A 25426-nucleotide genomic window follows, 5' to 3' on the forward strand; every position below is an offset into this window, starting at 1 on the left:
TCCCGGTAGCGCCCCTCGGGGCCGTCGTCTAATGGTAAGACATCAGCTTCCCAAGCTGAGAACGCGGGTTCGATTCCCGTCGGCCCCTCCACTTCTTTTCTCAGCCCGTTACACTTGGCGGCATGCATACGCGCCACGGCCTCGTTCAGACGTCGCTCGGCGAGCTGCTGCTTGTCGCTTCGGGCGACGCGCTCGTCGGGGTCTACTTCCCCGACCACCGCTACCCTCCAGAGGCCGATGAGATCGGCGAGGCACTCGGCCACGAGCCCGAAGACCCTGTGATCACGCAGGCGGCCAGGCAGCTACGCGAGTACCTCGCGGGCGAGCGCACCGAGTTCGATGTGCCGGTTGCGCCCCGCGGCGACGAGTTCTCGCGGCAGGTGTGGAGCATGCTCGGCAAGATTCCGTTCGGCGAGACCTCGACGTACGGGGCGCTCGCTGAGGCGCTCGGCAATCGCGCCCTCGCGCAGCGCGTCGGCCAGGCCGTTGGGCACAACCCGGTAAGCATCATCGTGCCGTGCCACCGGGTGCTCGGCGCAGATGGGTCGCTCACCGGCTACGCTGGCGGGCTCGAGCGCAAGCGCGTGCTGCTCGCGCTCGAGGAGCCGGAGGCCGCGGTCGCCGGCAGGCTCTTCTAGCGCCCGGGCCCGCACCCCATCTGCACAACCGCAGGCGATCTGCACAGCCACTGCCGCCACCGGCGTTCTCGAACCTAGCGAGCGCCGATCCACCCCGCTACCGCAAAATCCCAGCACGGGCTCCGCACCCCCGGGCCCGCACCCCATCTGCACAACCGCAGGCGATCTGCACAGCCACTGCCGCCACCGGCGCTCTCGAACCTAGCGAGCGCCGATCCACCCCGCTACCGCAGCGCTCAGCCCACCCGCGGCACGAGCGGCGAGTGCCGCGTCACCCACGAGTACATCGTGACCGCGGCCGCCGCCGACGCGTTGATCGAGCGCGTCGACCCGTACTGCGTGATCTCAACGACCGCCGCCGCGGCCGCGATCGCCTCGGCCGAGAGGCCCGGCCCCTCTTGCCCGAACAGCATGACGCAGCGCTCGGGCCAGTCGAAGGTCTCCATCGGCACGCAGCCGGGCACGTTGTCGATCGCGATGATCGGAATGCCCTCGGCCGCCGCCCACTCGACGAGGCCCGCGATGTCTTCCCGGTGCTCGACGTGCTGGTACCGGTCGGTCACCATCGCACCGCGCTTGTTCCACCGGCGTCGCCCGACGATCTGCACGGTGTCGGCGGCGAACGCGTTCGCGCTGCGCACGATCGAGCCGATATTCATGTCGTGCTGCCAGTTTTCGATAGCGACGTGGAAGGGGTGGCGGTGCTCGTCGAGGTCGGCGACGATCGCCTCCATGCTCCAGTAGCGGTAGCGGTCAATGACGTTGCGGCTGTCGCCGTGTTCGAGCAGCTCCGGGTCGTAGTGCGCCTCGCTCGGCCACTCGTCGCGGCCGCCAGGCCACGGCCCGACCCCCGCGGTGGTGCGCTCGGGGTGCGCCTCAGAGGGGCCTGCGGGCTCGGGAACGGATGTTTCACTCACCCGGCTATTCTTCCAGGGTTGCGGGGCCCGGGCGCGCGGGGAAAGCGCGGCCGGGCGCAGGGGGCGGATCCGCGACAGTCGGCGGATCCCCGACACCCGCGGATCCCGCACCGCCGTCGGCTACCGCGCACGCTCGCCGCCCGCCGATGCAGCACCGCCAGCGGAACCCGCGGATCCCGCACCGCCAGCGGAACCCGCGGATCCCGCACCGCCGGCGGCTACCGCACCCGCAGCGCCTCACCCATGCGCGCAATCGCATCGCGCATCAGCGGGCGCGGCATCGCGAACACAAACCGCGCGCACCCGCGGCCGGCCACCCCGCACGCCGCGCCGTCGGTCATCGCGATGCCGGCGCGCTCTAGGAAGAACTCGGCGGGGTTGTCGAGCCCCGTGTCACGGAAATCGAGCCACGCGATGTACGTCGACTCGGGCACCGTCATGCGCACCCCGGGCAGGTGCTCGGCGACGAGCGCGGCGAGCTCGTCGCGATTGCCCTGCAGGTAACTGAGCGCCTCGCCGAGCCACTCATCGCCGTCGTTGTATGCGGCGGTGCTCGCGATGAGGCCGGGCGTCGCGGTGCCGCGACCGACGACCCGACCGATCTCATCCATCGTCTGCTGGTCGCGATCGTTTGAAACCACGAGCTGGGCGCACTTGAGGCCGGGGAGGTTCCATGCCTTCGAGGCGGCGGTCGCCGTGATGGTGTGCCCGGCGGCCACTTCGTTGAGCGTCGCGTACGGCACGAGCTCGGAGCCCTCGAACACGAGCGGCGCCCAGATCTCGTCGGAGAACACGCGGCCGCCGTTGTGCTCCACGAGCTCGCTGATCTCGGTGAGCTCCTCTCGGCTGAACACCCGCCCGAGCGGGTTGTTGGGGTTGCAAAGAATCAGGCAGCTGCCGCCCTCGTCGAAGGCCGCCTGCAGGCCGTCGAGGTCGAACCGCCACACCCCGTCGACCTCGATCATGGGCACTTCGATGACCTCGCGACCGAGCATCGGCGGCACGCTGAGAAACGGCATGTACGAGGGGGTCGGCACGATGATCTTTGCGCCCGGTGCGGTGAAGTGGCGGATCGCGGCCTCGAGCGCCGTGATGACGTCGGCGACGGGAAACACCTGGTCGGAGTCAATCTTCCAGCCGTGGTGGCTGCGCAGCCTCGCGGCCGTAGCGACCTTGAGCGCGTTCACGTATTTCTGCGGGGTGTACCCGAATGCGCCCTCGTCGATCGCCTCGTGAAGAGCGGCTTTGATGACGGGGGCCACGCCGAAATCCATCTCGGCAACGAAAACCCCGGTGACCTGGGGGTCTGCCCACTTGGTGCCGCCGATCGCGCGCAAATCCGCGGCGGTGATCGCATCGGCACGCTCTGCAAATGATTGGTTACTCATGTGACGTTCCTTCCGATGGGGCCGGATCTTGCCCTGCGGGCTCTTCTTCCTCGGCGATTTGGTTGAGATAGTTGTAAATCGTGAAGCGCGTCACGCTGAGCTCAGTCGCGATGAGCTGCACGGCGTCTTTCAACAGAAAGAGCCCACGGGCCTTCAGATCGCGCACCACTTCAACCTTGTGTTGTTTTTGCATGAGCTCCGCGGGCACCCCGATGCCCCGAATCGCCTCGTCGATGAGAATCGCGGCGAGCTCGTCAACGTCGCGCACAAAGGTCTCTTGCCCCCGCTCACCCCGGCTCGGGGGCGGCGGAGCCGCGGGAGCCGCCTCCGCGAGCCCCGGAGACGCGTTCATGAGCACGAGCTGCTGCGTGACTGCCTGCAGCTCCTCCCACACCGATAGATCGGCATTGATGCACAGCGCCGCGACCGGCCGGCTGCTCACGTCTTCGATGATCATCGTCGAGGAGCGCAGCTTGCGCCCGTCGGCCGCGTGGGTGTCGTAGTCGAGCTTGCTCTCGAACTTTCCGGTCGCTGCCTGTTTCAGCAGCAGGTCGGTCGCGGGCCCGCCGACGAGCCTGGGGGTCACCTCGCCGCTGATGGCGACGATCGAATTCGGGAGCTTGCTGAGGTCGTGCAGCACGAGCTCGTAGCTTCTCGGCAGCGCGCGCCCGAGCTGCTCGACCACCGCGGTGAATACGGCGATGAGGCGCTCACCGTCGATGCTCTGCGTAACGTTCATTCGCACCTTCCCGTTCCAGGATCGGCTTCTCCCGACATCGTAAACGACTTCAAATAGGAGTTGCAATGGTTGTCTCTGCGTTGATACTTTCAATTCCCAGCCAAGATGGGCCGCCGTTGTTCCGCACGCTGACCGGCCCTGGCCGATTGCACTATCCGATTGCACTACCCACTTTGCCGATGCAACACGGAGGGAAGACAACGATGTCTACCGCAGAGCAGCTCAATCAAAGCAACCTTAAACGAACCATCAGCACGCCCGGCGCGATTGGCGTCGCCTTCAACCAGATTGTAGGGGGCGGCATTGTCTCGCTCACGGGCGTCGCGATTGCCCTCACCGGCGGCGGGGTGAGCGTCGCCTTCGCGATCGCCGTCACCACGATCATTATTGTGTCGATTCCCTATGCCGCAATTGGCTCCGCAATGCCCGCGGTGGGCGGCGTCTACACATACTCCTCACGGCTCATCCACCCAGGTGCCGGGTACGTAGCCCTCTTCGTGAATTTCCTTGCCCAATCAAGCATCGGCCTGTACGGCCTCTCGGCTGGCCAATACATGCAGAGTTTGAACCCAGCATTCCACGAAACGGTCGTCGCCGTCGTCATTATTGTTGCCTTCTTTCTGGCAAACACAGCTGGGGCAGTGATTGGCTCTCGCGTGGGGCTTGTCTTGAGCCTCATCATGCTCGCAGCGTTCGCGACATTCATTGCGGTTGGCCTGCAAAGCGTCGACTGGGTCAACTACCCACCGGTGCTCCCCGACGGGTTTGGCAATCTCCTCGAGGCCGCCGCGCTGCTCACGTTTGCGACGGGTGGGGCGACGGTAGTCGTTGAGCTAGGTGGCGAAATGAAGAACCCCGGGCGGGCTATTCCGATCTCACTTATCGGAGGAACAGCCCTTGCCGGGGGCATGTACATCTTGATTGCGCTGGTCTCTGCGGGGGTGCTCCCGATCTCTGAGGTTGCCGACCAACCGCTCAGCATCGTCGGGCGCGAGTTTCTCCCCACGGGTGCCTGGGTGTTTTTCATCATCGGCGGGGCAATGGTTGCGGTCGTCAGCACGATGAACTCACAGATGCTCACGGGAACTAAGAGCCTGCTCGCCGCTATCGACGACGGCTGGTTCCCCAAGTGGCTCGGTGCAGTAAGCGGGAGGTTTGGCACCCCACACTGGCTGCTCACCATTCTCCTTTTGCTCGGGCTCGCACCCGTACTCGCGGGCGTGCCACTTGGCGAGCTCGCGAGCGCAGTGTCTGGAGCAGCTCAACTCATCTTCGTCTTCGTACTGGTGTCATCCCTACGCCTGAGAGCGTTGCGGCCCGAAATGCACCGCGCAGCACCGTTCAAGCTCGGGCTCCGCACGCACTGGGTACTCGTTACGCTCGGTTCGGCAATCTCTCTCTACCAGTGCTACCTACTCGTGTCGACCGGAGTTTCGACCCCAGTTCTCGTTGCGATCGGCGCCCTCGCTGCCGCTGCTGCCGTGTGGGCCGTTATTCGCTACCCCCACGTGAAACGAACGCTGGAGGCGCGTCGTTTACACACCGGGTCAACGTGGGCGCTAGAACAACCGCTCTCCCCCACGCACAATCCCGACGAAGTTACTTGACAGAAAGGCAAGCCCTCGCTTAACTTAGCGTTATGCATACTTTCGCTCGCACCCAGTCCGCCTCCGAGGTGAACTTTGGGACTACCGGCATGATGATGGCCGGTCGCGACGGTATGTGCTGCCGAATGTGCAACTAACTGCCACACACGTTTCTTCGTTTCTGGCGCCGGGCGCTCTCGGGCTCTCGCGATCCACTGATCGCTAGTCTTCGCCCACCCCGGCCCGCCGCACCCATTCGCAGCACCGCTCCGCACCGGAGCCCACTAAAGGACTTCATCATCATGGCAACGATCGCCACCACCCCCGCCCAGGCCACGACCCGTCAGCGACCCTCCGACAGCGAGGTGCGCGGCTTCGCCCTCTACGTCGGCCTCTCCGAAGACAAGCTCAACTCCACCGACCCGACAATCGGCGCCGTCGTGAACGAGATCAAGCGCCTCGTCGCGCAGCTCGCCCCGAACGCCGAGACTTACGCGGCAGTAGCGCTCGCCCCCGAGGGCACGGGCGGCCGCGACGTCGACGTTGTGCGCCTCGCGCTCGGCGACCCTGCCGCCGCTCACGCGCACCGCAAGCCTCAGGATGACGCTGACCGCGCGGCCAGCGGCGTCGTGCTCGACCTCTCGCGCAAGCGCGTGCTGCTCGACAGCGTGCCGGCGAACCTCACGTTCCGCGAGTTTGAGCTGCTGCAGTTCCTCGTGCTGCGCGAGGGCCGCACCGTGGCCCGCGAAGAGATCATCGAGACCCTCTGGGCAGACGCCGAGGGCGAAGAGATTCCGAGCGCGCGCACGATCGACGTGCACATTCGCAGGCTCCGGGTGAAGCTCGCTCACTACCAAGACATCGTGCGCACCGTGCGCGGCACCGGGTACCGGTTTGACCGGCACGCCGACGTTTCGATTCTGCCAGCGTCGTCACCGAGCCCCGATTTCTTCTAGGCGAGGCTGAGGCTTCGCGGTAGTCTCGAAGTGCGCGTCACGAGGGTTCGCCCATACACCGCGCGCGAGACACGCACAATAAAGGAGAACACTCCGATGACCACGCTTCCGCCAGAGGGCACCAACCCTTCGGAAAACACCCCAGGCGCCCCTGCGGCGGCCACGCCCGCCGCAGCGGAGACGCCGGCATCGGCAACCCCTGAGGCCCCGGCAACTCCCGCGGCCCCGGCAACTCCCGCGGCCCCGGCCGACGCTTCGCAGCCAGTTGCACCGGGCACCGAGTACCCCGCGGGCACCGAGGCGCCTATCGCGCCGCAGCAGCCCGCACCGCAGTTTGGAGCGCCGCAGCAGCCCGCCGGCTACGATCAGCCGCCCCTCGGCGCTCCTCAGCAGCCGGGTTACGGTACGCCGCAGCAGCCTGCATTTGGCGCTCCGCAGCAGCCGGGTTATGGTGCTCCCCAGCAGCCTGGTTACGGTGCTCCGCAGCAGCCGGGTTACGGTGCTCCCCAGCAGCCGCCCTACGGCGCTCCGCAGGGCTACTACCAGCCCCAGCCCGGCCAGGCGAACCCGCTGTCGAACCTCACGACGAGCTACTGGTTGTCGGTATTCTTCTTCTGGGTGCCCGCGCTGATCTTCTTCCTCGTCGACGGCCCGAAGTCGTCGCCGCAGGTGCGCGCGCTGCACGCCGCCAACCTCAACTTCTCGTTGCTGCGCACCGCGCTGCTCGTCTTCGGTTGGATTCTGGTTGCTATCCCGTTCATCGGCGGCCTGGTGCTCACCGTGGCGCACATCGGTGGCCTGATTCTCCACATCATGGCCGCAGCCAAGGTGAGCGAGACCTACCGTTCGGGCGGCACCGATCCGTTCCTGTTCAACGCACCGATGGTGAAGTAGCTCTTAGCGCACTGCGCGTGGGCGGTTCGGGCATTGCCCGGGCCGCCCGCTTGCATTTCGGTGACCGGCACGGCGCGCTGCGCAGCGGCCGGGTCAGCGAGCCGCGCGGCGGGCTGCGCGGCTCGCCCGCCAGGCGTTCCAGCGCTCCCAGAAGCGGGCAAGCGCGCGCCTGAGCCACCCGAGCACCCGCCTGGCCCAGTGGTACTCAGAGCCGAGCACTGTCAGGCCAATAAACACGATCAGCCAACCGGGCCCGGGCAGTGGAACGAGAATCAGCCCCACCACCACGATGAGCGTTCCAAGCACAGTGATGAGTACCCGGTACAGCGCGTCGAGCCATGGCCGCTTTCGAATTGCGGCTCGCCAGCGCGCCATGAATCGCGCGATGGGCTTACCTAGTCGCGCGGCTTTCTCGGCGTCGTCTTCCGGCCTGGTCACGTTCCACAGCGTACAGTCGCCACGCTGTGAGAAACCCCCGGTTTCAGGGGCTCATCAGGGGCGAATCAGGGTTTGCTCAGGGGCTCAGCAGGGGTAGACCAGGGGTGTCAATCGACTGACGCAGCGCGACCCCACTGGCCGGCCAGCACCAGGGAATGCCGCACCCAGCCCGAGCGTTAGTTGACTTGTATCAACCATCGCTATATAGTTGACCGTCATCAACTATTGAGAGGACCCCCTCAGCCGCATGAGCCGCACCACCCCCGCAGCACCCGCCGCACCCGCCGCGCCCGCAGTGGAAGACAAACCCGAGATTCTCACGGGCCGCGCAAAAAACCTGGCACTCGCAGGCCTGTTCCTCGCGAACTTCGTATCGATGCTTGCGATGAACGTCGTTGGCACCTCGATGCCGATTATCATCGCCGACATTGGCGGCACCCAGGCGGCCTTCACCTGGGTCGTCACGGCGACGATGCTGGCGAGCGCCATCGCAACGCCCATCTGGGGCAAGCTCGCCGACCTCACGAGCAAGAAGATGCTGCTGCAGGTCTCGCTCATCATCTTCATCCTCGCCTCGGCGCTCGCCGGTTTCGCGCAAGATCCAACGTGGCTCATCGTGTGCCGCGTCTTCCAGGGCATCGGCGTCGGCGGCCTCGGCGCGCTCGCGCAGATCGTACTCGCCGAGATCGTGAGCCCGCGCGAGCGCGGCAAGTACATGGGCATCCTCGGCGCGATCATGGCCGTGGCGACCGTCGGCGGCCCGCTGCTCGGCGGCCTGCTCACCGACACGGTCGGCTGGCGCTGGAACTTCTACGTTGCCGCCCCGATCGCAATCGTCGCGATCGTCATGCTGCAGCGCACCCTCCACCTGCCGACGACCAAGCGCAAGATCAAGATCGACTACTGGGGCGCGGCCCTGATCTCGCTCGGCTTCTCGAGCCTGCTCATCTGGGTGACCCTCGCCGGCACGAACTTCGACTGGTGGTCGTGGCAGTCGGCGCTGATGGTCGGCGGTGGCATCGTCGCGCTCATTGTTGCCGTGTTCGTTGAGCTCAGGGTCGACGAGCCCCTGATTCCCATGACGCTGTTCAAGAACCGCACGTTCACCATGGCATCGATCGCTTCGATCGCCGTTGGCCTCGCCATGATGGGCACGATGGTGTTTCTCGGCCAGTACATGCAGCTCGCGCGCGGCCGCTCGGTGATCGAGTCGAGCCTGCTCTCGCTGCCGATGATGGCCGGCGTGCTCATCTCGTCGACGATCGTCGGCCAGATCATCACGCGCACCGGCAAGTGGAAGCGCTACATGGTGGCCGGCGCCGTCGCGCTGCTCGTCGGCATGGTGCTCATGGGCCAGCTGCGCTACGACACGAACTACTGGTACGTCGGCATCTCGATGGCCGTGCTCGGCGCGGGCGTTGGCATGACGATGCAGAACCTCGTGCTCGTCACGCAGAACACTGTGTCGCCGCTCGAGATGGGCGTCGCGAGTTCGTCTGTCACCTTCTTCCGCACCGTCGGCGGCACCGCCGGCATCTCAGTGATGGGCGCGATGCTCGGCCATCAGGTTGCCGACTACGTCAAGGAGGGGCTCGCGAAGCTCGCGCCGAAAGACCTCGCGGGGGCCGAGGCGCTCGCCGACGGCAAGCTGCCCAAGATCGCAGATCTCACCGCCCCGATTCGCGATGTCGTCGAGTCGGCGTACGGCCACGCGATCGGCAACGTCTTCCTTGCGGCAGCCCCGGTCGCGATCGTCGCGCTCATCGCGATCATCTTGCTGCCGAACATTCCGCTTGACACGAAGAGCAACGCGGAGCGGATCGCCGACCTGAAGGCAGCCGAGGCCGACCTCGGCGGCGCGGAGCCGGCGAGGGGCGACGCCGCAAACCTTGCAAACAGCAGTGAAGAATCTGCAGTCGGTGCTGGCGCTACCCGCGCAGTCGATAGGGTTCTTATCGATACCACCGGCCCGATCGTGCTGCCGCACAACCGCCCCGGCACCGACCGCTCGGCCCAACGATAGGACAGGCTATGTCTTCTGCAGCACACGAAGAGGAGATCGTCGCAGGCATCATCACCGAGTTCACCGAGGCATTCGCGTTCTCGCGCACGCGGTGGACTCGCTACGCGAACGAGGTGAGCCAGGAGCTCAGCGGGGTGAGCATGCTCGTGCTGCAGATCGTATTTCGCCGGGGCCCGATCACCGCGACCGGAGTCGGGCACTGGCTCGACATGGACAAGTCGCTCGTGAGCCGGCACGTCGCCAAGCTGCGCGACCTCGGCCTGATCGTCGCGACGGAGTCGGCAGAGGATCGGCGAGTGCAGCTGCTCACCGTGAGCGAGCATGCGAGCGAGCTGCTTGACGGCGTGCGCGAGCGCTGGGCGAACGCGTATCGCGAGCGCCTCGCCGACTGGAGCCCCGCCGAGCTCGAGGCGCTTCGCTCCGGGCTGCACCGGTTCAACGCGTCTGCAGACAAGCTGCCCGCAGACGGCCCGGCCGCCCGCTGCTCCCGGCACGCCGGCGAGGAGCGGCCCGAAGAGTAACGAGCAGCGCGCATATGACGGTTCTGGTCGCCAAACGTTCGTTCAGGCGACCAGAACTGCCATATGCGCGAGGCGGGAGCGGGCCGGGGCGGGCGAGCCCCAACCCGCCCTACTGCAGCCGCTTGCGGATCCAGGCCGAGGCGAGATCCACCGCGATGATCACGATGAGAATGATGATGAGATAGGTCAGCATCTCGTCGAACTGGAACGTCTTGATCGCCTTGTTGATGAGCAGCCCGATGCCGCCTGCGCCGACGAGGCCGAGCACGAGCGACGAGCGAACATTGACGTCGAAGCGGTAGAGCAGCAGCCCCGTGAGTTGGGGCAGCACATTCGGGATCGTCGCGTTCGCGACAACCTGCCAGCGCGAGGCGCCCGCGGTGCGCAGCGCCTGCTCCGGCCCCTGGTCAACGTCTTCCATCGCCTCTGCCCAGAGCTTGCCCATGACGCCTGTGTTGTGGCAGATGAGCGCGAGCACACCGGCGAAGGGGCCGAGGCCGACCGCGGTCACGAAGATCAGCGCGAATACGATGTCTGGCACCGCGCGGAAGAACGAGAGGATGCCGCGCGCGACCTGGTAGACGCCCTGGTTCGGTGTCGTCGTGCGGGCCGCGAACACCGCGAGTAGCAGCGCGAACGGCACAGAAACGGTGGTGCCGAGCAGGCCGATCCACAGGGTCGTCAGCGCGGCCGAGATGCCCTTCTGCAGCACCTCGGCGCTGAGGTCTGGCGGAAAGGCCTCGGAGATGAAGTTCGACATGCCCTTCGCGCCCGTGACGAGCGCCTCGGGCCGAAACTCCGTCGCTTCGAACGCGAGCACGTGGAGTACGATAAGCACCACCACAATGACCGACCACGACCCCGCGCGGTACACGGTCTTGGGGTCGCGGGGCACCTCGAGGCGGGTGGCGGCTGAGCTGTGAGTCACTGGGTGTCCTAGAGGTAGAGGGCTGCGAGCTCGGTGTCGTCGAGCTCTGCGACGGGCTTGTCAAACACGAGGTGGCCGTCACGCAGACCGATAACGCGGTCGGCGTAGGCGCGGGCGAGGTGCGGTTGGTGCAGCACGGCGGCGACGCCGAGGCCCTCCTCGACGGCGAGCTGACGAAGCAGCCGCATCACGTCGTCGGCGGCGCGCGGATCGAGCGCCGAGACCGGCTCGTCTGCGAGGATCATACGCGGCCGCTGGCACAGCGCACGAGCGATGGCGACGCGCTGCTGCTGGCCGCCCGAGAGGCTGTCGGCACGGTCGTGGGCACGGTCGGCGAGGCCGACGCGGTCGAGGCAGGCCATCGCCTCCTCCTTGAGCTCGGCGCCGAACAGCGGCGGGATCGAGCGCCAGGCTGGGAGCCGAGCGAACCCGCCAGCGCACACATTTTGGAGGGCGGTGCGCCGGGGCACGAGGTGGATTTTCTGGAAGACGGTTGCGGCGGATCGACGGGCCTCTGCCCGCCTCGCCGCACTCGCCTCGGTGAGGCGAACCCCAGCGATTTCGATGTCGCCGGAGTCCGCCTCAATGATGCCGTTCACCGCGCGCAGCGTCGTCGATTTCCCGGAGCCGTTCGCCCCGAGAAACGCGACGACCTCGCCCGCGTGCACGCGCATGCTCATGTCTTGGAGCACGACGCGGCCGCCGAAGCTCTTCGAGATGGCCTGCACGTCGAGGAGCACCTCGGGCTCAGTGCTTCGGGTTGCGTGGGCGGTCTGGCTGTGCGCGGTGATCGTCATGCGGGTTACACGTCCTTTTCGGTGAGACCCATGGTCTCGGCGAGGTCGAACAGCGGCTTGTAGGTCTCGTTCGTGACCGGGATCAGCGGGCCGGCCGGGTCAACCCCGAGGAAGCCCGAGACCTTCTCGACGTCTGCCGCGTCGAGGCTGAGCAGCGCCTCGGAGACCGCGTCCTTGAACTCCTGCGGCATGTTGCCGCGCACGGTGATCGGGTCGTTCGGGATCTCCTCCGACTCCCACACCTGGCGGAACTGCGACTCGTCGAACGTGCCCTCCGCGGTCGCGGTCGCGAGCGTCTGCGAGTTGATCTGCGCGGCGTCGACGGTGCCGTTCACGAGCGCGAGCAGCGCCTCGGGGTGGCCGCCGGCGTAGTCAGCGGTCACGTCGTCGACGATGCCGGCGTCAGCGAGCGCCGACATCGGGAGGGCGTCGCCCGAGGTCGAGCCTGGGCTGCCGAGTGCAAGGGTCTTGCCCTTGAGGTCTTCGATCGTCTGCACCGGCGAATCCTTCGGCACCCAGATGCCACCGGTGTAGGTGGTGGGCTTGCCCTCGGAATCGCCGAACGAGACCATAGCGGTCGCGTCGGCGCGCTCGTTCGCGAACACGAAGCCGAGGGGCCCGAACTGCGCGATCTCAAGCTGGTCGTTCTCCATCGCGAGCACCTCTGCCGCGTAGTCTTCGGTGATGAGCACCTCGACCTCACAGTCGAGCTTCTCTGACAGCGCGGCCGCGAGCGTCTGGTAGGCGGGCTCGAGGCGCTCCGGGTCTTCGTAGGGCAGAATGCCGAAGCGGATCTTGCCGTCGGGGCAGGTCACGCTCGCGGCGTCTGCGGTTGCACCAGACTCGTCTGCGGCCGGCGAGCAGCCGGTGAGGCCGAGCCCGACGAGGGCGATCGCCGAGGCGGCGAGGAGGGTGTTCTTCTTCACGATGCTCCTTGTGGTGATGGTGTTGTGAAGCGGGTTGGAATGGGTACTGCGGTCAGGAAGAATGTGGGTTACAGCGCGGCGATGGTGCGCGCGCCGAGCGCGGGGCCGATCGTCATGCCGATGCCGGTGGTCACGGTGACGACGTGCACCCCGGGAATGGGCTGCTCGCGCAGCAGCTCGCGCTCGGAGCTCGAGGCGTAGATACCCTGCCAGCGCTCGAGCACCTCGAGCCTTGGGGCCCCGAGCAGGGCAGCCGCGTCTGCGAGCAGCAGCTCCGACCAGCGTTCGTCGAGGAAGGGCGGGGCGGTGTCGAAGTAGTCGTGCGAGTCGCCGACGAGCAGGGTGCCGTCGGGTTGCTGAGTGAACATCACGTTCGCGCCGATGTCGAGCAGATCGGGGCGGATCCGCGCCGTCTCAGCCCGCAACGCCTCCTGCGCGGGCCCGGCGAACGCGCCGTAGCGCAGCATCGAGGTGCCGCTCAGCACGGCCGGGCCGAGGCCCATGTCGTGCGGGGCGCGCACCCTCGCCATCTGCAGCACGCACTCGCGCACGTCTTCGGCCAGTTCGGGGAACAACCTGCCGACGAGGTGGCCGGTTGCGACGATGACGCGATCCGCCGCGATGTCGCCGCGATTCGTTTCGACCGTGAGGTGCTGGCCCTCGCGGATGCCCCGCACCGAAGTGCTGAACCGCATCTCGCCGCGCTCGTGCGCGTCGACCCACGCCGCAAGGTCGGCCACGACCGTACGCGGGTTCGCGGTGAGGTCGCCCGCAAGCATGAGGCCCGCACGGATCGCGCCCGGCTCTGCAAGCCGCAGCTCACGCGCCACCTGCTGCGCGGTGAGCAGCTCGCGCTCGTTCGCGGCAGTGCGGCCGGCAAGCTCGACGAGCACGGCTTCCTCGGCCGCCGAACGGGCGACCGCGAGCGTGCCAGACACCCGCGCCTCGACCCCCGCGCGCTCGGCGAGCGAACGCCAGATCGGGTTCGCCTCGCGGGCGAGCTCGCCCACCTCTCCCGCCTGCACCGACGTGCAGACGTGGCCGAAGTTGCGGATGCTCGCGAGCTGCGCCGCCGAGCCTTCCTCGATGACGGTGACGCGGTATCCGGCGTCGAGGGCGGCTACCGCGTGGGAGAGGCCCACGATCCCGGCGCCGACGATTGCGATATGCGAAGTCATGCTTCGAGAATGCGGGTTCAAAAGTAGTCATGACAACTTTTCGCGAGCCTGTTCGTCGAACGTTCACCGGCGCACCAGCGGGCCAGAAAACGCTCACCAATCGTTCACCTTGGCGGCACCGATCCGCCCCGAAATCGGTATCGACAAGTTGTACGCTGACCAACATGACCGAGAACCAGCCGCTGCACATCCAGCTCTATGAAGAGATGGCACAGCGCATTCGCTCCGGGCAATGGCAGACCGGGCAGCGCGTGCCGAGCGAGAAGTCGCTCGTCGCCGAGTTCGGCACCTCGCGCGGCCCGGTGCGCCAGGCGCTCGCAGCGCTGCGCGCCGAGGGCGTCATCACCGGCGGGCGGGGAGCACCGCCCCGCGTGCAGCGCGGCGTGCCGTCGCAGTCGTTCGGCACCTTCCTCTCGTTCACCGAGTGGGCCAGGCTCTCGGGGTTCACCCCCGGCCAGCACGTCGTGGAGGCAGTGAAGCGGCCGGCGACCGAGACCGTCGCGCGCGAGCTCGGCGTAAAGCCAGAGGACACCGTCGTCGAGATCGTGCGGCTGCGAACGCTCGACGGCGAGCCCGCGCTGTTCGAGCGCACGTCATTCGCATACGAAATCGGCTGCCACATGCTCGCCGCAGACTTCGACGGCGGCAGCATCTACCAGGAGCTCGCGCGCATCGGCGTCGTTCCCGCCCGTGCGCGCCACGTCATCGACGCCGTCGCCGCGCACCCACTCGACGCCGAGTGGCTGCGGGTCTCGCCCGGGTTCCCCCTGCTGCGGGCCCGCCGTACCTCGACCACGGAAGACGGCACTGTCATCGAGTACGCCGACGACCGACACCTCCCATCAATGACCACATTCGCAATCGAAAACACCGCAGCTCACCGCACCAGGCTCATTCGCGAATCAGCGAACGCCGCAACACCTATGAAGGACTACGCATGACCTCCCCCGCCATCTCTCCCGCTGTCGCCCTCGCCGCATTCGACATGGCAGGCACCACCATCAACGACGGCGGCGCCGTCTACCGGGCGCTCTCGAATGCCGTCACTGAGACGGGCGTCACCGTCACCCCCGAGAACCTGCAGACCTGGATGGGCGTCGAGAAGCGCGAGGCCATCACCGCCCTCATCGAGCTCGGCGGCGGCACTGTCTCAGAGGACCTCGTGAGCGCGACGTTCGCCCGCTTCCGCGCGCTGCTCGACGAGTACTACACCGCCGAGCCACCGACCCCGATCGACGGGGTGCCCGAGGCGATCGCCGCGCTGCAGGCGGCCGGCATCAAGGTGGCGCTCACGACCGGGTTCTCGCGCGACGTCGCGGAGAGCATTCTGCGCGGGCTCGGGTGGGCCGTTGGGGAAGCTGGCGCGCCGGACGCTGTGGACGCCAGCCAGGTGGACGCCGTGCGCGTTGACGCGCTGTCGTGCGGCGACGACGTGGCCGCGGGGCGCCCGGCTCCGTACATGATCCACCGGGTCATGGAGGCGACGGGCGTGGCGAACGTCGCCGAGGTGCTCGTCGCCGGCGACACCGCCGTCGACGTGCGCTCGGGCCTGAACTCGGGCGCCGCGATCTCGATCGGCGTGCTCACAGGCAAGCTCGACCGCGCAAGCCTCGAGGCCGAGGGCCCGACCGCGGTGCTCGACTCGGTAGCGGCCATCCCGGAGTACCTGGGGCTGTAGCCTACTGGGTGTCGTTCGGCGCGGCCCGTGACAAGACAGCAGCCGCCAACAGTCCGGTTCCCACGGCACCGAACACGGCTGCTGCGCCTCCGAATGACGAGAGGCTCGCGGCGACGAGCGGCACCCCAGTCTGGCCGATTCGATTCCCGAGCAGTCGAAGCGACGCCGCAATACTGCGCTGATCAAGTGTCGTAATGAGTGTCATCCACGACATCGTGAGCGGCTGCACCGTCCCAGCAGCGAGCCCATAGAGCGCAAAAGATACGAGAGCCCAGAGAGGGGGCAGTGGCAGGCTCAGACTAATGAGCGCGAGCCCTGCGACTCCCCCACCGCCAATGAGCACCGCCCGACGCCCAAACGTTCGCGTCATCGCGGCAAGCGTTACCCGAGAGAGCATCGTCGCAGCACCACGCGCGACAAGCATCGCGCTCACCCAACCAGCCGAGATGCCCCGGCTCTCAGCGAGCAACGGCAGATACATTATCGCGATGTCGAGGGAGGTCAGCACGATGGAGCTCGCGTAGAGTGCTGCTGGTACACCGGGGCTGCGCAGCAGCTGCAGCACTCCGCCAGTAGGAGCCGCCGCTCCCCCAGCCCCGCTCGGAGAGATGACGCACGAAAGCAGGAGCGCAACCGAAGCGAGCGCGAAACAGAGCCACGCAATCTCGGCCAGTGCGGTGGCGGCGGGCTGCGCACCGGCCGCGGGTGAGAGAGGTCGGATCAGCAGTAAGAGGGGACCGAGCATCTGACCGGTGGAGGTCGCGAGCGTGTATATTCCGAAGGCAAAATCAAGTCGACCCCCGGGCACTACGCTCATCACCCAACTCTGCTCTCCGACAACAGAGAACAGTACCCCGCAGCCGATCATTGCCGAAGCGGCGATCAGGCCCGCCGGGCTCGTGCCGGCGCAGAGCACGATCAGAACGGCAACAAGGAATGCGGCTCCACCGATCACCATCGATGTGCGTTCGCCGAATCGCCTTACAAGCCGCCCGGAAGGAAGAGCGAGCATGAGAGGTGGTAACGCAAATGCAGCTGCCGAGTACCCGAGCCACGCTCCATCTTTGCCAAGCGCGAGCAGTTCGTAGGCAATTGCGGCGCGCAGCCCATAGCTCATGACTTGCACCAGCGCAGCGTGCACGAGCAACAGGACGTGGGCGGATTCGCCACCTGTTCGAGATGAGGGTCTCACCGCGTCTTCTCCTCTGCAAACGTCAAGCGGGCCGTAGATGGAGCATTCCGCTCCACCCGCGGCCCGCTGAGCTTGTACCTAGCGAGTCGGGCTATCCCGTGTAGTCGAAGATCTGCATCCAGAGCTTCGCATCTGCCTCGAGGTTCGCTAGCGACTCCTCAAGGGTTGAGCGATACAGGAAGTTGGAGTCCAGCGCTGGCAATTCCACGTCCCCGATTGTCGGGTTCGGAGCCTGCTCATTCACCGGGTAGTCCCCAATGGAAGCTGCGAGTGACTGCCCATTCGCTGAGAGCAGCCAGTTCACAAATACCGTCGCAGCGTTCGACCTCGCGGTCGACTTCGTCTGCCCAAGGTAGAACGGGTAGGCAGCAGCACCCTCTTCGGGCATAGCGATAGTGATCGGTGCCCCGGAGAGAATCGCGGAGTACGCCGTCCCGATCGGAACCATGCCCACACCGATCTCGCCGCGGGCGAGAGCGTCTGTGAGGTTTGCAGAGGAATCGAACACACGCGGATCATTCGCGGCGAGATCCTTCATCCATTTCTCACCGAGCTCATCGAACTGGAAGCGTGTGAGCGCGGCTGTGCTGCCGCCCGCACCGACCTGCACAAGCCCAACCTGGCTCCGATAGTCGGCCGACGTAAGATCTGCCCAGTTCTTCGGCGCGTCAGCCTCGGCAATCACCTGATCGTTGTAGCCGAAGCTGTAGACCCTGTCGAAGCTGTTGTAATAGAGGCCGTCGTCAAAAGTGGCACCAGCAATAAGGGATCCAGCAATATCATCGGTCAGCTCGGTCTTTTGGAAGACCCCATCTTCCGCAAGCGCCACAATAAGGTCCTCGCCCGAGATACGCACGATATCAGCACCGAGTTTGCCCGCGGCGTTCTCGCTGAGAATTCGCTCCTGCAGCTTATTCGGTGCGAGGCGCACGATCTCTACCGGGATATCGGTCAGCGCCGTGAATGCATCGGTGACTTCCTTCTCCGAGACCTCGCTTGCGCCGGTGTAGAAGACGAGGGTGCCCTCCTGCTTTGCGGCCTCAAAGACCTCAGCAGATGCGATGAGTTCGCCATCTACTACGAAGTCCTCACCAGCCGCCGGCGCCTGGGAGTCTTCGCCTGTGTCACCGGCGGAGCAACCTGCGAGGAGCAGCCCAAGAGTTGCGGCAACCGCTATCCCCCTGATGATCCGTGTTTTCATTGCATTTCCTCTCTGAAATGTGGTTCGTTGACTTGGTGTGCGGAGTGGGTCATGAAGTTCTTTGTCGTTCTTCGCCGAATCGACGCGCGAGCCAGGCAAGCAGGAAGATGAGTACGCAGTACAGCACGCTCGTTGCAGCGCTGCTCTGGAGGATGCCGTTCTCGTAGTTGTCGAAGATGACGATTGAGAGCAGCCGCGTGTCTGTGGTGAACAGGAACAGCGGCACCGTCAGTTCACGCATCGAGAGCATGAGGAGCAGCAGAAATGTTGACGTGAGCGGCACACGCAGCAGGGGCACCGTGACACGCCAGATAGCCCGGATCCGGTTCGCACCGTGCATGACGGCGCTGTCTTCGAGATCCTGGTGAATCTGCAATATGCCAGCGCTCGCCCCTTGAAATCCCTGCGGCATTTGCGCTGCGGTGAACGCGATCACCATCACGACAAGCGTGCCGTACACGGGGAGCGGGATGAGCAGCCACGTCCACAGGAGGCCGAGGCCCAGCACAATGGCCGGCACCGCGAGCGGAATCATACTGATGTATCCAAGACCGGCGCGGCCCGGGACCCGCGTGCGGTTGACAACGTAGGAGACGATGAACGCGATCACGGTGCCGATCACCGCGGCCGAGATTGACACCACAAGCGAGTTCATCGTTGCTTTGTGTGCTGTCGGATTTGTCAACACCTCTGCGAAGGCGTTGAAGTTCAGATTGCCCGCCTGGATCGATCCGATCACACTCGCGACATACGGTGAGTCGTGCATCGCCACGAAGAGCAGCGCACCGATCGGCAGCACCGCGGTAATGACGAAGTACAGGACCCCAAGGATGAGGGCCGGTACACGGAACCACCCAAGGTCGACCTTCGCCGGTTTCAGCCCCTTGCCCGACACTGTGGTGAACGTGCGCTTCGAGATCACCCGACGCTGCAAGGCGGTGACGATGAGCACAACAAGCACCAGCGCGATCGCCACAGCAGCAGCTTCGTTGCCGCGCGACGGCGCGGAGTTCATGAGCCTGAAGATATAGGTCGGGAGCGTATCAAGCCCGCCAGCCGAACCAATCATCTGCGCCACCGGAAAGTTCTCTACGGTCAAAGTGAAGATGAGGATCGCGGCGCCAAGAATAGCGGGCGTTGCAAGTGGGAAAGTCACGCGACGCAGCACCTGCCCGGGGGTCGCACCGTGCACTCGAGCCGACTCCTCGAGATCTGGGTTCATCAGGCTGAATGAGGCGTGAATCAGCAGGAAGGCGTACGGGGCGTAATAGATGCCCAACAACACAATGAGCCCGGGAAGGGTGTAGATATTCATGAACGGCGCAAACCCGAGGTCTCGGGCAAGAATGTTGAGCAGCCCTGCATTGGGGCCGCCGAGCAGCCCCCAGGCGAGTGCGCCGACAAAGCTCGGAAGAAACATCGGGACGAGTCCCGCAAAGTACAGGAACTTTCGCGCGGGCGCGTTCGTTCGGGCGGTGACAAAAGCAAGAAACCCGCCACACAGGAGAGCGACAGCTGAGCCCCCAAGGCCAACAAGCAACGAGTTCCCCGCGGCCCGCATTGCTCCAGGCCCGAACACAGTCCCAAAGTTCGACAGCGTGAAGTTCGACAGCGAGATATTTCCGGGGCGCGGCGTCTCAGAGGTGAACGCCGAGAGCACAACAAGCGCGACAGGAAGAAGGATAAGAATCCCGAGTACGCCATAGAGGGCAACGATGCCGGCAACCTTGCGTGGCTGGGCCTGTGCCGAGGAGGCGGGGCGCCGTTTCGATCCACGCGGCGTCGTGATCACTCCCGTGGCATCCGGTGGTGAGGTGTGAGTGGTCACGCTGCGCCCTCCCGTACGTGCTCCGCGAGCTCAGGAGCCTCTGTCGGAAGAACTTGGATCGCCTCGACTGGAAGGTGCACACGCACTCGCTCACCCTCGCGGGTGCGGTTGGCCTGCTGTTTCGTGCCGAATACGTCGAGTTCGACGCCCGGTGCGATCCGCACTCGGAAGGTCGCCGTCGCGCCGAGAAACTCGCGCGCGACGATCTCGCCCTCGAGCGTGTTCGCGGATTCGGCCGGAGCATCGTCCCCGAGCAGGATGTCCTCCGCCCGAATGCAGGCACGCAATTCACCAGCACGATCGTCGTAGGGCTCGACCTGGATTCCGATGTCAGTGCCTTCAAAGCCGACACTGCGCGCGTCAAGCGGGCGCACCGGGATGATGTTTGCGACGCCGAGGAAGTCGGCAATGGACGCGCTGAGCGGCCGGCCATAGATCTCGTCTGGGCGACCGATCTGTACGATCCTGCCGAACTGCATCATTGCGATATGGTCGGCGAGCGCGAGCGCCTCCTCTTGGTCGTGGGTGACATAGACCGCGGTGAGACCGAGGCGGTGTTGTAGCTCGCGAAGATCGGTGCGCAGGCGATGACGGAGCCGCGCGTCGAGATTCGACAGCGGCTCGTCGAGGAGCATCACCGATGGCTCCATGACGATCGAGCGGGCGAGAGCGACACGCTGCATCTGCCCTCCTGAGAGCATGCTCGCGCCGCGTTCAGCAAAGCCGTCGAGCCCCACGACAGTGATTGCCTCCTCGACGCGACGAGCGACCTCCGCTTTTGGGAGCTTTTTCATGCGCAGCGGGAACGCAACGTTTTCGAACACTGTCATGTGCGGCCAGATCGCATAAGACTGGAACACCATGCCGATGTTGCGTTTGTGCGAGGGGCGGTTGACCCCTCGATCCGCGTCGAACAGCACTTCACCGTCAACCGAGATCCGCCCTTCGTCAGGCGTCTCCAGGCCAGCGATGCAACGCATCGTGCTCGTCTTCCCGCAGCCTGACTGGCCGAGCAAAACGAGGGCCTCGCCCTGTTCAATTTCCAGGCTCAGGTTGCGCACTGCAACCGAATCACCGTAGCTGAGGGTGAGGTTTTCAATCTTGATAGTCATGCGCGAGCTCCTTCGCTTGTGTGCGCTGCATTTGCCCTGCCGAGCAACTCATCGAACCACTGGATCGTAGCGGCGCTCATCCATGTGGGCTGGCCAAGCTCTTCGAGGTATTCCTTGGCATCTGCCACCTCGTGTGCTCTGCGGGCCGCGTGCAGAGATGAGCCATCAATCAACCGCTGAATCAGTGCATGCGCATCACCAGCGAGTTCAGCAGCAATCTGGTCACGTAACCATGCCTCAGCGCCCGCAAGCGCAGCCGCCCCGACGCTCTCAATTACCACTGCGGCAAGACCCTTCATGAATACGCTGCGCAGCAGCTTCCTACCGGCAGCTTCGCCGGCCTTGCCGCCGACTACATCGACCGGGGTACCGGCGGCTTGGATCAACTCACCAAAACGCGCCGCACCTGGCCCACTCACCATGAGCGGTGTACGAACACCTGAGCGCGGAACCGGCGCGAGCACGGCGACATCTGCAAGCAGAACGCCTCGAGCGGAGGCTTCATGCTCGAGCTGCTCCTTGAGCGCGGGGCTGCCCGTATTGAGGTCGGCATACACGGTGCCAGCCGTCAGGCGTGCAAACGCTTCACCCGCGACGCCTGACGCGGCTCGAGCGCCGACGAGACTCACCACAAGCTCTGCCCCTTCGAGAGCCGCACTCAGTTGCTTCTCTTGCCGAATTCCTGGCTCGTCAATCGTGGTGAACGGGTCGTACCCAGCAACCTCGTAACCGGCATCGCGAAGTCCGCGGGCATAAATAGCTCCAGCCTCACCGAGACCGAGCATTGCAACGATTGTCATCTTTGACTCCTGATACGCGTGATGTTCATCGACGCTAGTTGATGTATTCAATATCGGCAAGCATTTCGTTAACAATTTGGATAACACAATTGTTACGAAGCCGACAGAAAGTGTTACGGGCTCACTGGCATGGGAAAAACGCGCCCATCAAACAACTTTCGGGCCGTGCGCACTGAGATCGAGCTGCCGCGCCACTCCCCCTCTGGGTCGCGCTCGACTTTCACTCGCGATCTAAAGATTCCAGCGGGGTGTTCAATTGAGACCTCTTCGCTGTCTGTTCCCCACTCAGCACCGACAGCTCCCGGAATCTTGCTGGCGGCAGCTACACCTGCCGCCATGAGAACGCCAACCGCCCGGTGCACTCGGCGCGGAATGAAAGCACGAACCGTGATGTCCCCGTCAGCTCGCGGCTGCGAGACGAGCATCATCTTCGGCACTGATAGCTCTGTCACATCCCCGAGACCAAAAAGCTTCCCAGCCGCGCGCCTGATCGATTCAACCCTGTCGCGCAATGCGACCATCTCCTCGAGCACCCCAGGCGCCTCGTCCCCAGAAATCCCGAGATCGGCCGCACGCAATACGACCACTGGCATTCCATTGTCGATCAGCGTGACTGCGACCCCGAGCACTTCCTGTGCGGGCACTCCGGTCGGCAAGAGCTTACCGCCGCTCTGGACAGCCACTTCAATTGGATTCCCCGAACCAGGAACTCCCGCCAGTTCGTAGTCTCCGCCATAGCTGAGTACTCCGCCGGCGCTCGCAAACGCGACCGTTGCGAGGCTGCCAGTGTTGGTGAGTCGAACAACGGCATTCGTGCGCTCGGCACCGGGCGCAAGGATTCCTCGCTCGATTGCAAATGGAACGACGCCGGCAAGCAGATTCCCACACGTCTGAGCTCGGCTTACCTCACCGGTCTCGACGCCAACCTGAAGAAACTCATAGTCGAGATCAACCCCAGACTCGGTACTCGCCGAGACAATTGCGATCTTGCTGGTAAGTGGGTGCGCTCCACCGATTCCGTCAATCTGTTGCGGGTCGGGGCTCCCGAGCATTCGTCTGGCCAGATCCGCGCGGCCGGCCTGGCCCTCAGGCACATCGGAGGCAAGCAAAAAGGCACCCTTCGACGTGCCGCCGCGCATCCACATGCACGGCACCCCCTGGGCGCTGACCTCATCAGTCATCTCCTGAACTCCTGTTGAGGCGTGTACGTAACTCCAAGCCCCTCGAGGAGCGGACGCAACTGGTTGTGGTCGAGACTGAGGGCGCCTGCTTCGTAAGCCGCACGCGCCACGGCTTCTTTTGCGATGCGCGCTCGGGAGCTCTCGAGAACCGTCTCGACTCGTGCCCTGGGCACGCACACGACACCGTCATCGTCGGCGATGATGACGTCACCTGCGTCGACAGTGACCCCGCCGAGAACGATCGGAACATTGACGCTGCCACCGGTCGCCTTGACGGTGCCCTGAGCATTCTGCGCACCCGCCCAGGCGTGAAAGCCCATCTCCCGAAGCTCGGCGACGTCTCTCACGCCACCCGAGGTGACGATTCCTCGAACACCACGCCGCTGCAGGGCAGTCGCAAAAAGCTCACCAAAGGCCCCATCCAAAGAGGGAGACACAGTAGTCACGACCAGCACGTCGCCGGGCTCGCACTGCTCAACGGCCGCGTGAATCATGAGGTTGTCACCCGGCCAGCACAGCACAGTGACCGCGCTGCCGGCCACGCGCGCGCCTTGCTGCACCGGAAAGACCCCGGGGCCGACCAGGCCGCTCCGCCCCATTGCCTCATGCACCGTAGCGACGCCAAGCTGCTCAAGCTCCTCGATCGCGCTCGAACTCGCCCGCTCGATATCCGTAACGATCACGTGGCTCACGAGAGCTCTCCAGTCACCTGCGGCAGGAAGCGAACATAGGCTTCACCCTTCGTCTCGTGTGGCAGGCCGAGATTCGGGCCAGCGTTTCTCCTCACCTGCACCCCTCTGCGCACGGCAAGGTCGGTGTAGTACGACCACATGTGCTTCTGGGCGGGCATGCACTCCATCGCGCGGCGCTTCCGCTCGAAAGCCTCGGTAATGTCAAGGAGCAGATTTGGCTTGAAATCGCACTGCTCCGACTGGTGCGGCTCGAAGAAGAACACGGGGGGCGCACCAATAATCTCGTCCCGAGCAGGGAAAGAGCCGTCTGAGTTTTGCACACCGATAGCCTGCGCGAGAACCCGGGCGCGAAGCGCCATCCGTGCTGCGGCTGGGTGGTCTTCGTTGTAGGGATCCGCGAGCGCATGAGTCAGCACAACCGTTGGCTGCGTGCGCCTGAACACATCGACGAGCTGAGCGATCGCGCCCTGCGATTCGACGAGCGGGTAGTCCCCAAGATCCAAGAACTCAATCTCTGCACCGAGCTCAGCTGCGGCAGCTTCGGCCTCCGACCTACGCAGAGCCTTAATTTCTTCTAGGCTCTTGCCCTGCAGCCACTGGCTCGCTGACTCACCCCTCTCGCCGTAAGACAGGCAGACGACTGTGACCTGCTCGCCTCGCATTGCGGCTGCGGCGATAGCGCCGCCAGCGCGCCAAACAAAATCACCCGCGTGGGCGCTGACGACAAGTAGTGACGGTGTGGTGTGTGACAACTGTGGTTCCTCCTCGAACTCACGCCGACTCGCAACCTGAGGTTGCACTGCCGGCAGCGGGCTTTCGTCACTACCCAAACATAGATCACAAAATTGGTCAAGAAATTGTTTACAATTTTGCTTAATAGGTATCTCCCCACCGCTGCCGGGCACTAAGCTCGAACATACGCCGCACCTATACCCGGAGACCCCGCACAGTAAGGACTGCACGTGACGACCGAAACTGCACCGAAGCAGACAAGCGCGCTCGATGACGCCACCTCGGCAATTCGAGATTCGATCTTGCAGGGAGAGTTTTCGCCGCACCAGCGCCTCGTCGAAGTCGACCTCTGCGAGCAGCTTGGAGTTTCACGTGCAGTGGTGAGAAATGCGCTCCTGAAACTCACTTCAGAGGGGCTCGTCGAGCACCTACCCAACCGCGGCGTACGTGTCCGTGCAATCACTATCGAAGAGGCGATCGAGATCGTTGAAACACGGGCGGCACTTGAATCACTGTGTGCCAGAAAGGCGGCGCAACGCATCACACCGGTGGCCCGAGAGCGGCTCACTTCGCTACGGGAAGGCATCGTCAAAGCCGTCGAAACTGGCGATCTCGCAGAGTACTCTGCGCAGCACCAAAAGCTCGATCAGTTCATCCGAGAGCTATCTGGCCACAGTACCTCGGCGCAGATTCTCGAGCGCCTGCAGGCGCAAGGGGCCAGACACCAGTTCCGTTTGAGCTTCCGGCCCGGCCGCGCAGCGCAGTCGGCGCCAGAGCATCTTGCGATTATCGACGCGCTGCTCCTCGAAGACCCAGACGCAGCTGAAGCCGCCACAGTCGCGCATTTGAACGGCGTCATTGCCGCAATGTGCAATGGCTAACTAGCTGCCCCGCCAACCCTCGCACTGCCTCCGAAAGCACACCCTTATTGCGCCCGGTAAGGGGGTGGGCTCGGAGGTAAGTGCCGGGTTCGCGGGGCCCGGTAGCGCAGGCAGCGCCCGGCCGGGCGGGCCGCAGCGCGCGCAGGCAGGGCCGGGCCGGGCCGGGCCGGGCCGGGCACGCAGCGCCAGGGCCGGGCCGG

25 protein-coding genes and 1 tRNA gene are annotated in these 25426 nt (G+C 65.1%); 10 read left to right on the plus strand and 16 right to left on the minus strand.

Annotation, left to right across the window (positions count from 1 at the left end):
* The first annotated feature begins 17 nt into the window (after nt 1-17).
* Together ABD115_RS07940 and ABD115_RS07945 are read left to right on the plus strand one after the other, a co-directional pair.
* Nucleotides 18-91: transfer RNA gene (locus ABD115_RS07940), tRNA-Gly, on the plus strand.
* A 31-nt stretch (nt 92-122) separates the two neighbouring features.
* Nucleotides 123-638 (plus strand): methylated-DNA--[protein]-cysteine S-methyltransferase, encoded by a 516-nt coding sequence (locus ABD115_RS07945; protein ID WP_343960021.1) that lies wholly within the window; start codon nt 123-125, stop codon nt 636-638.
* A 236-nt stretch (nt 639-874) separates the two neighbouring features.
* Here the strand turns inward: ABD115_RS07945 and ABD115_RS07950 are convergent, their stop codons facing one another.
* The 3 genes from ABD115_RS07950 to ABD115_RS07960 form a co-directional block, all read right to left on the minus strand.
* On the minus strand, nt 875-1555 hold the full coding sequence (locus ABD115_RS07950) for a TrmH family RNA methyltransferase (RefSeq protein WP_343960023.1): 681 nt from the start codon (nt 1553-1555) through the stop codon (nt 875-877).
* A gap of 218 nt (nt 1556-1773) precedes the next feature.
* Nucleotides 1774-2943, minus strand: coding sequence for a MalY/PatB family protein (locus ABD115_RS07955; RefSeq protein ID WP_343960025.1), 1170 nt, complete (start codon nt 2941-2943; stop codon nt 1774-1776).
* Nucleotides 2936-3682 carry a helix-turn-helix transcriptional regulator gene (locus ABD115_RS07960; protein ID WP_343960027.1) on the minus strand — a complete coding sequence of 249 codons (747 nt, stop codon included), beginning with the start codon at nt 3680-3682 and terminating at the stop codon, nt 2936-2938. Before ABD115_RS07960 ends, ABD115_RS07955 begins: the two co-directional genes overlap by 8 nt.
* 203 nt (nt 3683-3885) lie before the next feature.
* On the opposite strand from ABD115_RS07960, the gene ABD115_RS07965 reads away from it, so the two are divergent.
* The 3 genes from ABD115_RS07965 to ABD115_RS07975 all read left to right on the plus strand — a co-directional run bounded on the left by ABD115_RS07965 (nt 3886) and on the right by ABD115_RS07975 (nt 7118).
* Nucleotides 3886-5289 carry an APC family permease gene (locus ABD115_RS07965; protein WP_343960029.1) on the plus strand — a complete coding sequence of 468 codons (1404 nt, stop codon included), beginning with the start codon at nt 3886-3888 and terminating at the stop codon, nt 5287-5289.
* 281 nt (nt 5290-5570) lie between these two features.
* Nucleotides 5571-6224, plus strand: a complete 654-nt coding sequence (locus ABD115_RS07970) for a winged helix-turn-helix domain-containing protein (protein ID WP_343960031.1) — start codon at nt 5571-5573, stop codon at nt 6222-6224.
* 96 nt (nt 6225-6320) lie between these two features.
* Entirely contained in the window at nt 6321-7118 is a 798-nt protein-coding gene (locus ABD115_RS07975; RefSeq protein WP_343960033.1) for a magnetosome magnetite crystal formation protein family, read from the plus strand.
* A gap of 93 nt (nt 7119-7211) precedes the next feature.
* Here ABD115_RS07975 and ABD115_RS07980 read toward each other — a convergent pair whose 3' ends face one another.
* Nucleotides 7212-7556 carry a TIGR02611 family protein gene (locus ABD115_RS07980; RefSeq protein WP_343960035.1) on the minus strand — a complete coding sequence of 115 codons (345 nt, stop codon included), beginning with the start codon at nt 7554-7556 and terminating at the stop codon, nt 7212-7214.
* A gap of 247 nt (nt 7557-7803) precedes the next feature.
* Here ABD115_RS07980 and ABD115_RS07985 point away from each other — a divergent pair, with 247 nt between their 5' ends.
* Nucleotides 7804-9579 carry an MDR family MFS transporter gene (locus ABD115_RS07985; protein ID WP_343960037.1) on the plus strand — a complete coding sequence of 592 codons (1776 nt, stop codon included), beginning with the start codon at nt 7804-7806 and terminating at the stop codon, nt 9577-9579.
* Between the two features lie 8 nt (nt 9580-9587).
* Nucleotides 9588-10100 (plus strand): MarR family winged helix-turn-helix transcriptional regulator, encoded by a 513-nt coding sequence (locus ABD115_RS07990; RefSeq protein WP_343960039.1) that lies wholly within the window; start codon nt 9588-9590, stop codon nt 10098-10100.
* 109 nt (nt 10101-10209) lie between these two features.
* On the opposite strand, the gene phnE is transcribed toward ABD115_RS07990, so the two are convergent.
* The 4 genes from phnE to ABD115_RS08010 form a co-directional block, all read right to left on the minus strand.
* Entirely contained in the window at nt 10210-11028 is an 819-nt protein-coding gene (phnE, locus tag ABD115_RS07995; protein ID WP_343960041.1) for a phosphonate ABC transporter, permease protein PhnE, read from the minus strand.
* 8 nt (nt 11029-11036) lie between these two features.
* Nucleotides 11037-11825, minus strand: coding sequence for a phosphonate ABC transporter ATP-binding protein (locus ABD115_RS08000; RefSeq protein WP_343960043.1), 789 nt, complete (start codon nt 11823-11825; stop codon nt 11037-11039).
* A 5-nt stretch (nt 11826-11830) separates the two neighbouring features.
* Nucleotides 11831-12751 carry a phosphate/phosphite/phosphonate ABC transporter substrate-binding protein gene (locus ABD115_RS08005; RefSeq protein ID WP_343960045.1) on the minus strand — a complete coding sequence of 307 codons (921 nt, stop codon included), beginning with the start codon at nt 12749-12751 and terminating at the stop codon, nt 11831-11833.
* A gap of 68 nt (nt 12752-12819) precedes the next feature.
* Nucleotides 12820-13929 (minus strand): TIGR03364 family FAD-dependent oxidoreductase, encoded by a 1110-nt coding sequence (locus ABD115_RS08010; protein WP_343960047.1) that lies wholly within the window; start codon nt 13927-13929, stop codon nt 12820-12822.
* Nucleotides 13930-14093: 164 nt separating this feature from the next.
* On the opposite strand from ABD115_RS08010, the gene ABD115_RS08015 reads away from it, so the two are divergent.
* Both ABD115_RS08015 and ABD115_RS08020 read left to right on the plus strand, forming a co-directional pair.
* Entirely contained in the window at nt 14094-14870 is a 777-nt protein-coding gene (locus tag ABD115_RS08015) for a GntR family transcriptional regulator (protein WP_343960049.1), read from the plus strand.
* Nucleotides 14867-15607, plus strand: a complete 741-nt coding sequence (locus ABD115_RS08020; protein WP_343960051.1) for a phosphonatase-like hydrolase — start codon at nt 14867-14869, stop codon at nt 15605-15607. Before ABD115_RS08015 ends, ABD115_RS08020 begins: the two co-directional genes overlap by 4 nt.
* Before the next feature lies 1 nt (nt 15608).
* Here the strand turns inward: ABD115_RS08020 and ABD115_RS08025 are convergent, their stop codons facing one another.
* The 8 genes from ABD115_RS08025 to ABD115_RS08060 form a co-directional block, all read right to left on the minus strand.
* Complete coding sequence (locus ABD115_RS08025; RefSeq protein ID WP_343960092.1) at nt 15609-16724, minus strand: MFS transporter; 1116 nt, start codon at nt 16722-16724, stop codon at nt 15609-15611.
* A 166-nt stretch (nt 16725-16890) separates the two neighbouring features.
* Nucleotides 16891-18000: an ABC transporter substrate-binding protein gene (locus ABD115_RS08030; protein ID WP_343960053.1), complete on the minus strand. Its 1110-nt coding sequence runs from the start codon at nt 17998-18000 to the stop codon at nt 16891-16893.
* A gap of 49 nt (nt 18001-18049) precedes the next feature.
* Nucleotides 18050-19828, minus strand: coding sequence for an ABC transporter permease (locus ABD115_RS08035; protein WP_343960056.1), 1779 nt, complete (start codon nt 19826-19828; stop codon nt 18050-18052).
* Nucleotides 19825-20940, minus strand: a complete 1116-nt coding sequence (locus ABD115_RS08040) for an ABC transporter ATP-binding protein (RefSeq protein WP_343960059.1) — start codon at nt 20938-20940, stop codon at nt 19825-19827. The genes ABD115_RS08035 and ABD115_RS08040 overlap by 4 nt, the downstream gene beginning before the upstream one ends.
* On the minus strand, nt 20937-21827 hold the full coding sequence (locus ABD115_RS08045; RefSeq protein ID WP_343960061.1) for an NAD(P)-dependent oxidoreductase: 891 nt from the start codon (nt 21825-21827) through the stop codon (nt 20937-20939). Before ABD115_RS08045 ends, ABD115_RS08040 begins: the two co-directional genes overlap by 4 nt.
* Before the next feature lie 26 nt (nt 21828-21853).
* Entirely contained in the window at nt 21854-22921 is a 1068-nt protein-coding gene (locus tag ABD115_RS08050; RefSeq protein WP_343960063.1) for a PrpF domain-containing protein, read from the minus strand.
* Nucleotides 22918-23613: a 4-carboxy-4-hydroxy-2-oxoadipate aldolase/oxaloacetate decarboxylase gene (locus tag ABD115_RS08055; protein ID WP_343960065.1), complete on the minus strand. Its 696-nt coding sequence runs from the start codon at nt 23611-23613 to the stop codon at nt 22918-22920. The genes ABD115_RS08050 and ABD115_RS08055 overlap by 4 nt, the downstream gene beginning before the upstream one ends.
* Nucleotides 23610-24365, minus strand: coding sequence for a PIG-L deacetylase family protein (locus ABD115_RS08060; protein ID WP_343960067.1), 756 nt, complete (start codon nt 24363-24365; stop codon nt 23610-23612). The genes ABD115_RS08055 and ABD115_RS08060 overlap by 4 nt, the downstream gene beginning before the upstream one ends.
* 210 nt (nt 24366-24575) lie before the next feature.
* On the opposite strand from ABD115_RS08060, the gene ABD115_RS08065 reads away from it, so the two are divergent.
* Nucleotides 24576-25226, plus strand: coding sequence for a GntR family transcriptional regulator (locus ABD115_RS08065; RefSeq protein ID WP_343960069.1), 651 nt, complete (start codon nt 24576-24578; stop codon nt 25224-25226).
* The last annotated feature ends 200 nt before the right edge of the window (nt 25227-25426 follow it).

This window comes from Leucobacter albus, assembly GCF_039528015.1.
In the GTDB taxonomy this organism is placed as follows: domain Bacteria; phylum Actinomycetota; class Actinomycetes; order Actinomycetales; family Microbacteriaceae; genus Leucobacter; species Leucobacter albus.

Excerpts from the sequence above, each read along its gene's own strand:
- ABD115_RS07945 (WP_343960021.1), top strand. The coding sequence starts at position 123 with ATGCATACGCGCCACGGCCTCGTTCAGACGTCGCTCGGCGAGCTGCTG.
- ABD115_RS07955 (WP_343960025.1), bottom strand. The coding sequence starts at position 2,943 with ATGAGTAACCAATCATTTGCAGAGCGTGCCGATGCGATCACCGCCGCG.
- ABD115_RS07960 (WP_343960027.1), bottom strand. The coding sequence starts at position 3,682 with ATGAACGTTACGCAGAGCATCGACGGTGAGCGCCTCATCGCCGTATTC.
- ABD115_RS07965 (WP_343960029.1), top strand. The coding sequence starts at position 3,886 with ATGTCTACCGCAGAGCAGCTCAATCAAAGCAACCTTAAACGAACCATC.
- ABD115_RS07970 (WP_343960031.1), top strand. The coding sequence starts at position 5,571 with ATGGCAACGATCGCCACCACCCCCGCCCAGGCCACGACCCGTCAGCGA.
- ABD115_RS07975 (WP_343960033.1), top strand. The coding sequence starts at position 6,321 with ATGACCACGCTTCCGCCAGAGGGCACCAACCCTTCGGAAAACACCCCA.
- ABD115_RS07985 (WP_343960037.1), top strand. The coding sequence starts at position 7,804 with ATGAGCCGCACCACCCCCGCAGCACCCGCCGCACCCGCCGCGCCCGCA.
- ABD115_RS07990 (WP_343960039.1), top strand. The coding sequence starts at position 9,588 with ATGTCTTCTGCAGCACACGAAGAGGAGATCGTCGCAGGCATCATCACC.
- ABD115_RS08000 (WP_343960043.1), bottom strand. The coding sequence starts at position 11,825 with ATGACGATCACCGCGCACAGCCAGACCGCCCACGCAACCCGAAGCACT.
- ABD115_RS08010 (WP_343960047.1), bottom strand. The coding sequence starts at position 13,929 with ATGACTTCGCATATCGCAATCGTCGGCGCCGGGATCGTGGGCCTCTCC.
- ABD115_RS08015 (WP_343960049.1), top strand. The coding sequence starts at position 14,094 with ATGACCGAGAACCAGCCGCTGCACATCCAGCTCTATGAAGAGATGGCA.
- ABD115_RS08020 (WP_343960051.1), top strand. The coding sequence starts at position 14,867 with ATGACCTCCCCCGCCATCTCTCCCGCTGTCGCCCTCGCCGCATTCGAC.
- ABD115_RS08025 (WP_343960092.1), bottom strand. The coding sequence starts at position 16,724 with ATGAGCTATGGGCTGCGCGCCGCAATTGCCTACGAACTGCTCGCGCTT.
- ABD115_RS08030 (WP_343960053.1), bottom strand. The coding sequence starts at position 18,000 with ATGAAAACACGGATCATCAGGGGGATAGCGGTTGCCGCAACTCTTGGG.
- ABD115_RS08040 (WP_343960059.1), bottom strand. The coding sequence starts at position 20,940 with ATGACTATCAAGATTGAAAACCTCACCCTCAGCTACGGTGATTCGGTT.
- ABD115_RS08050 (WP_343960063.1), bottom strand. The coding sequence starts at position 22,921 with ATGACTGATGAGGTCAGCGCCCAGGGGGTGCCGTGCATGTGGATGCGC.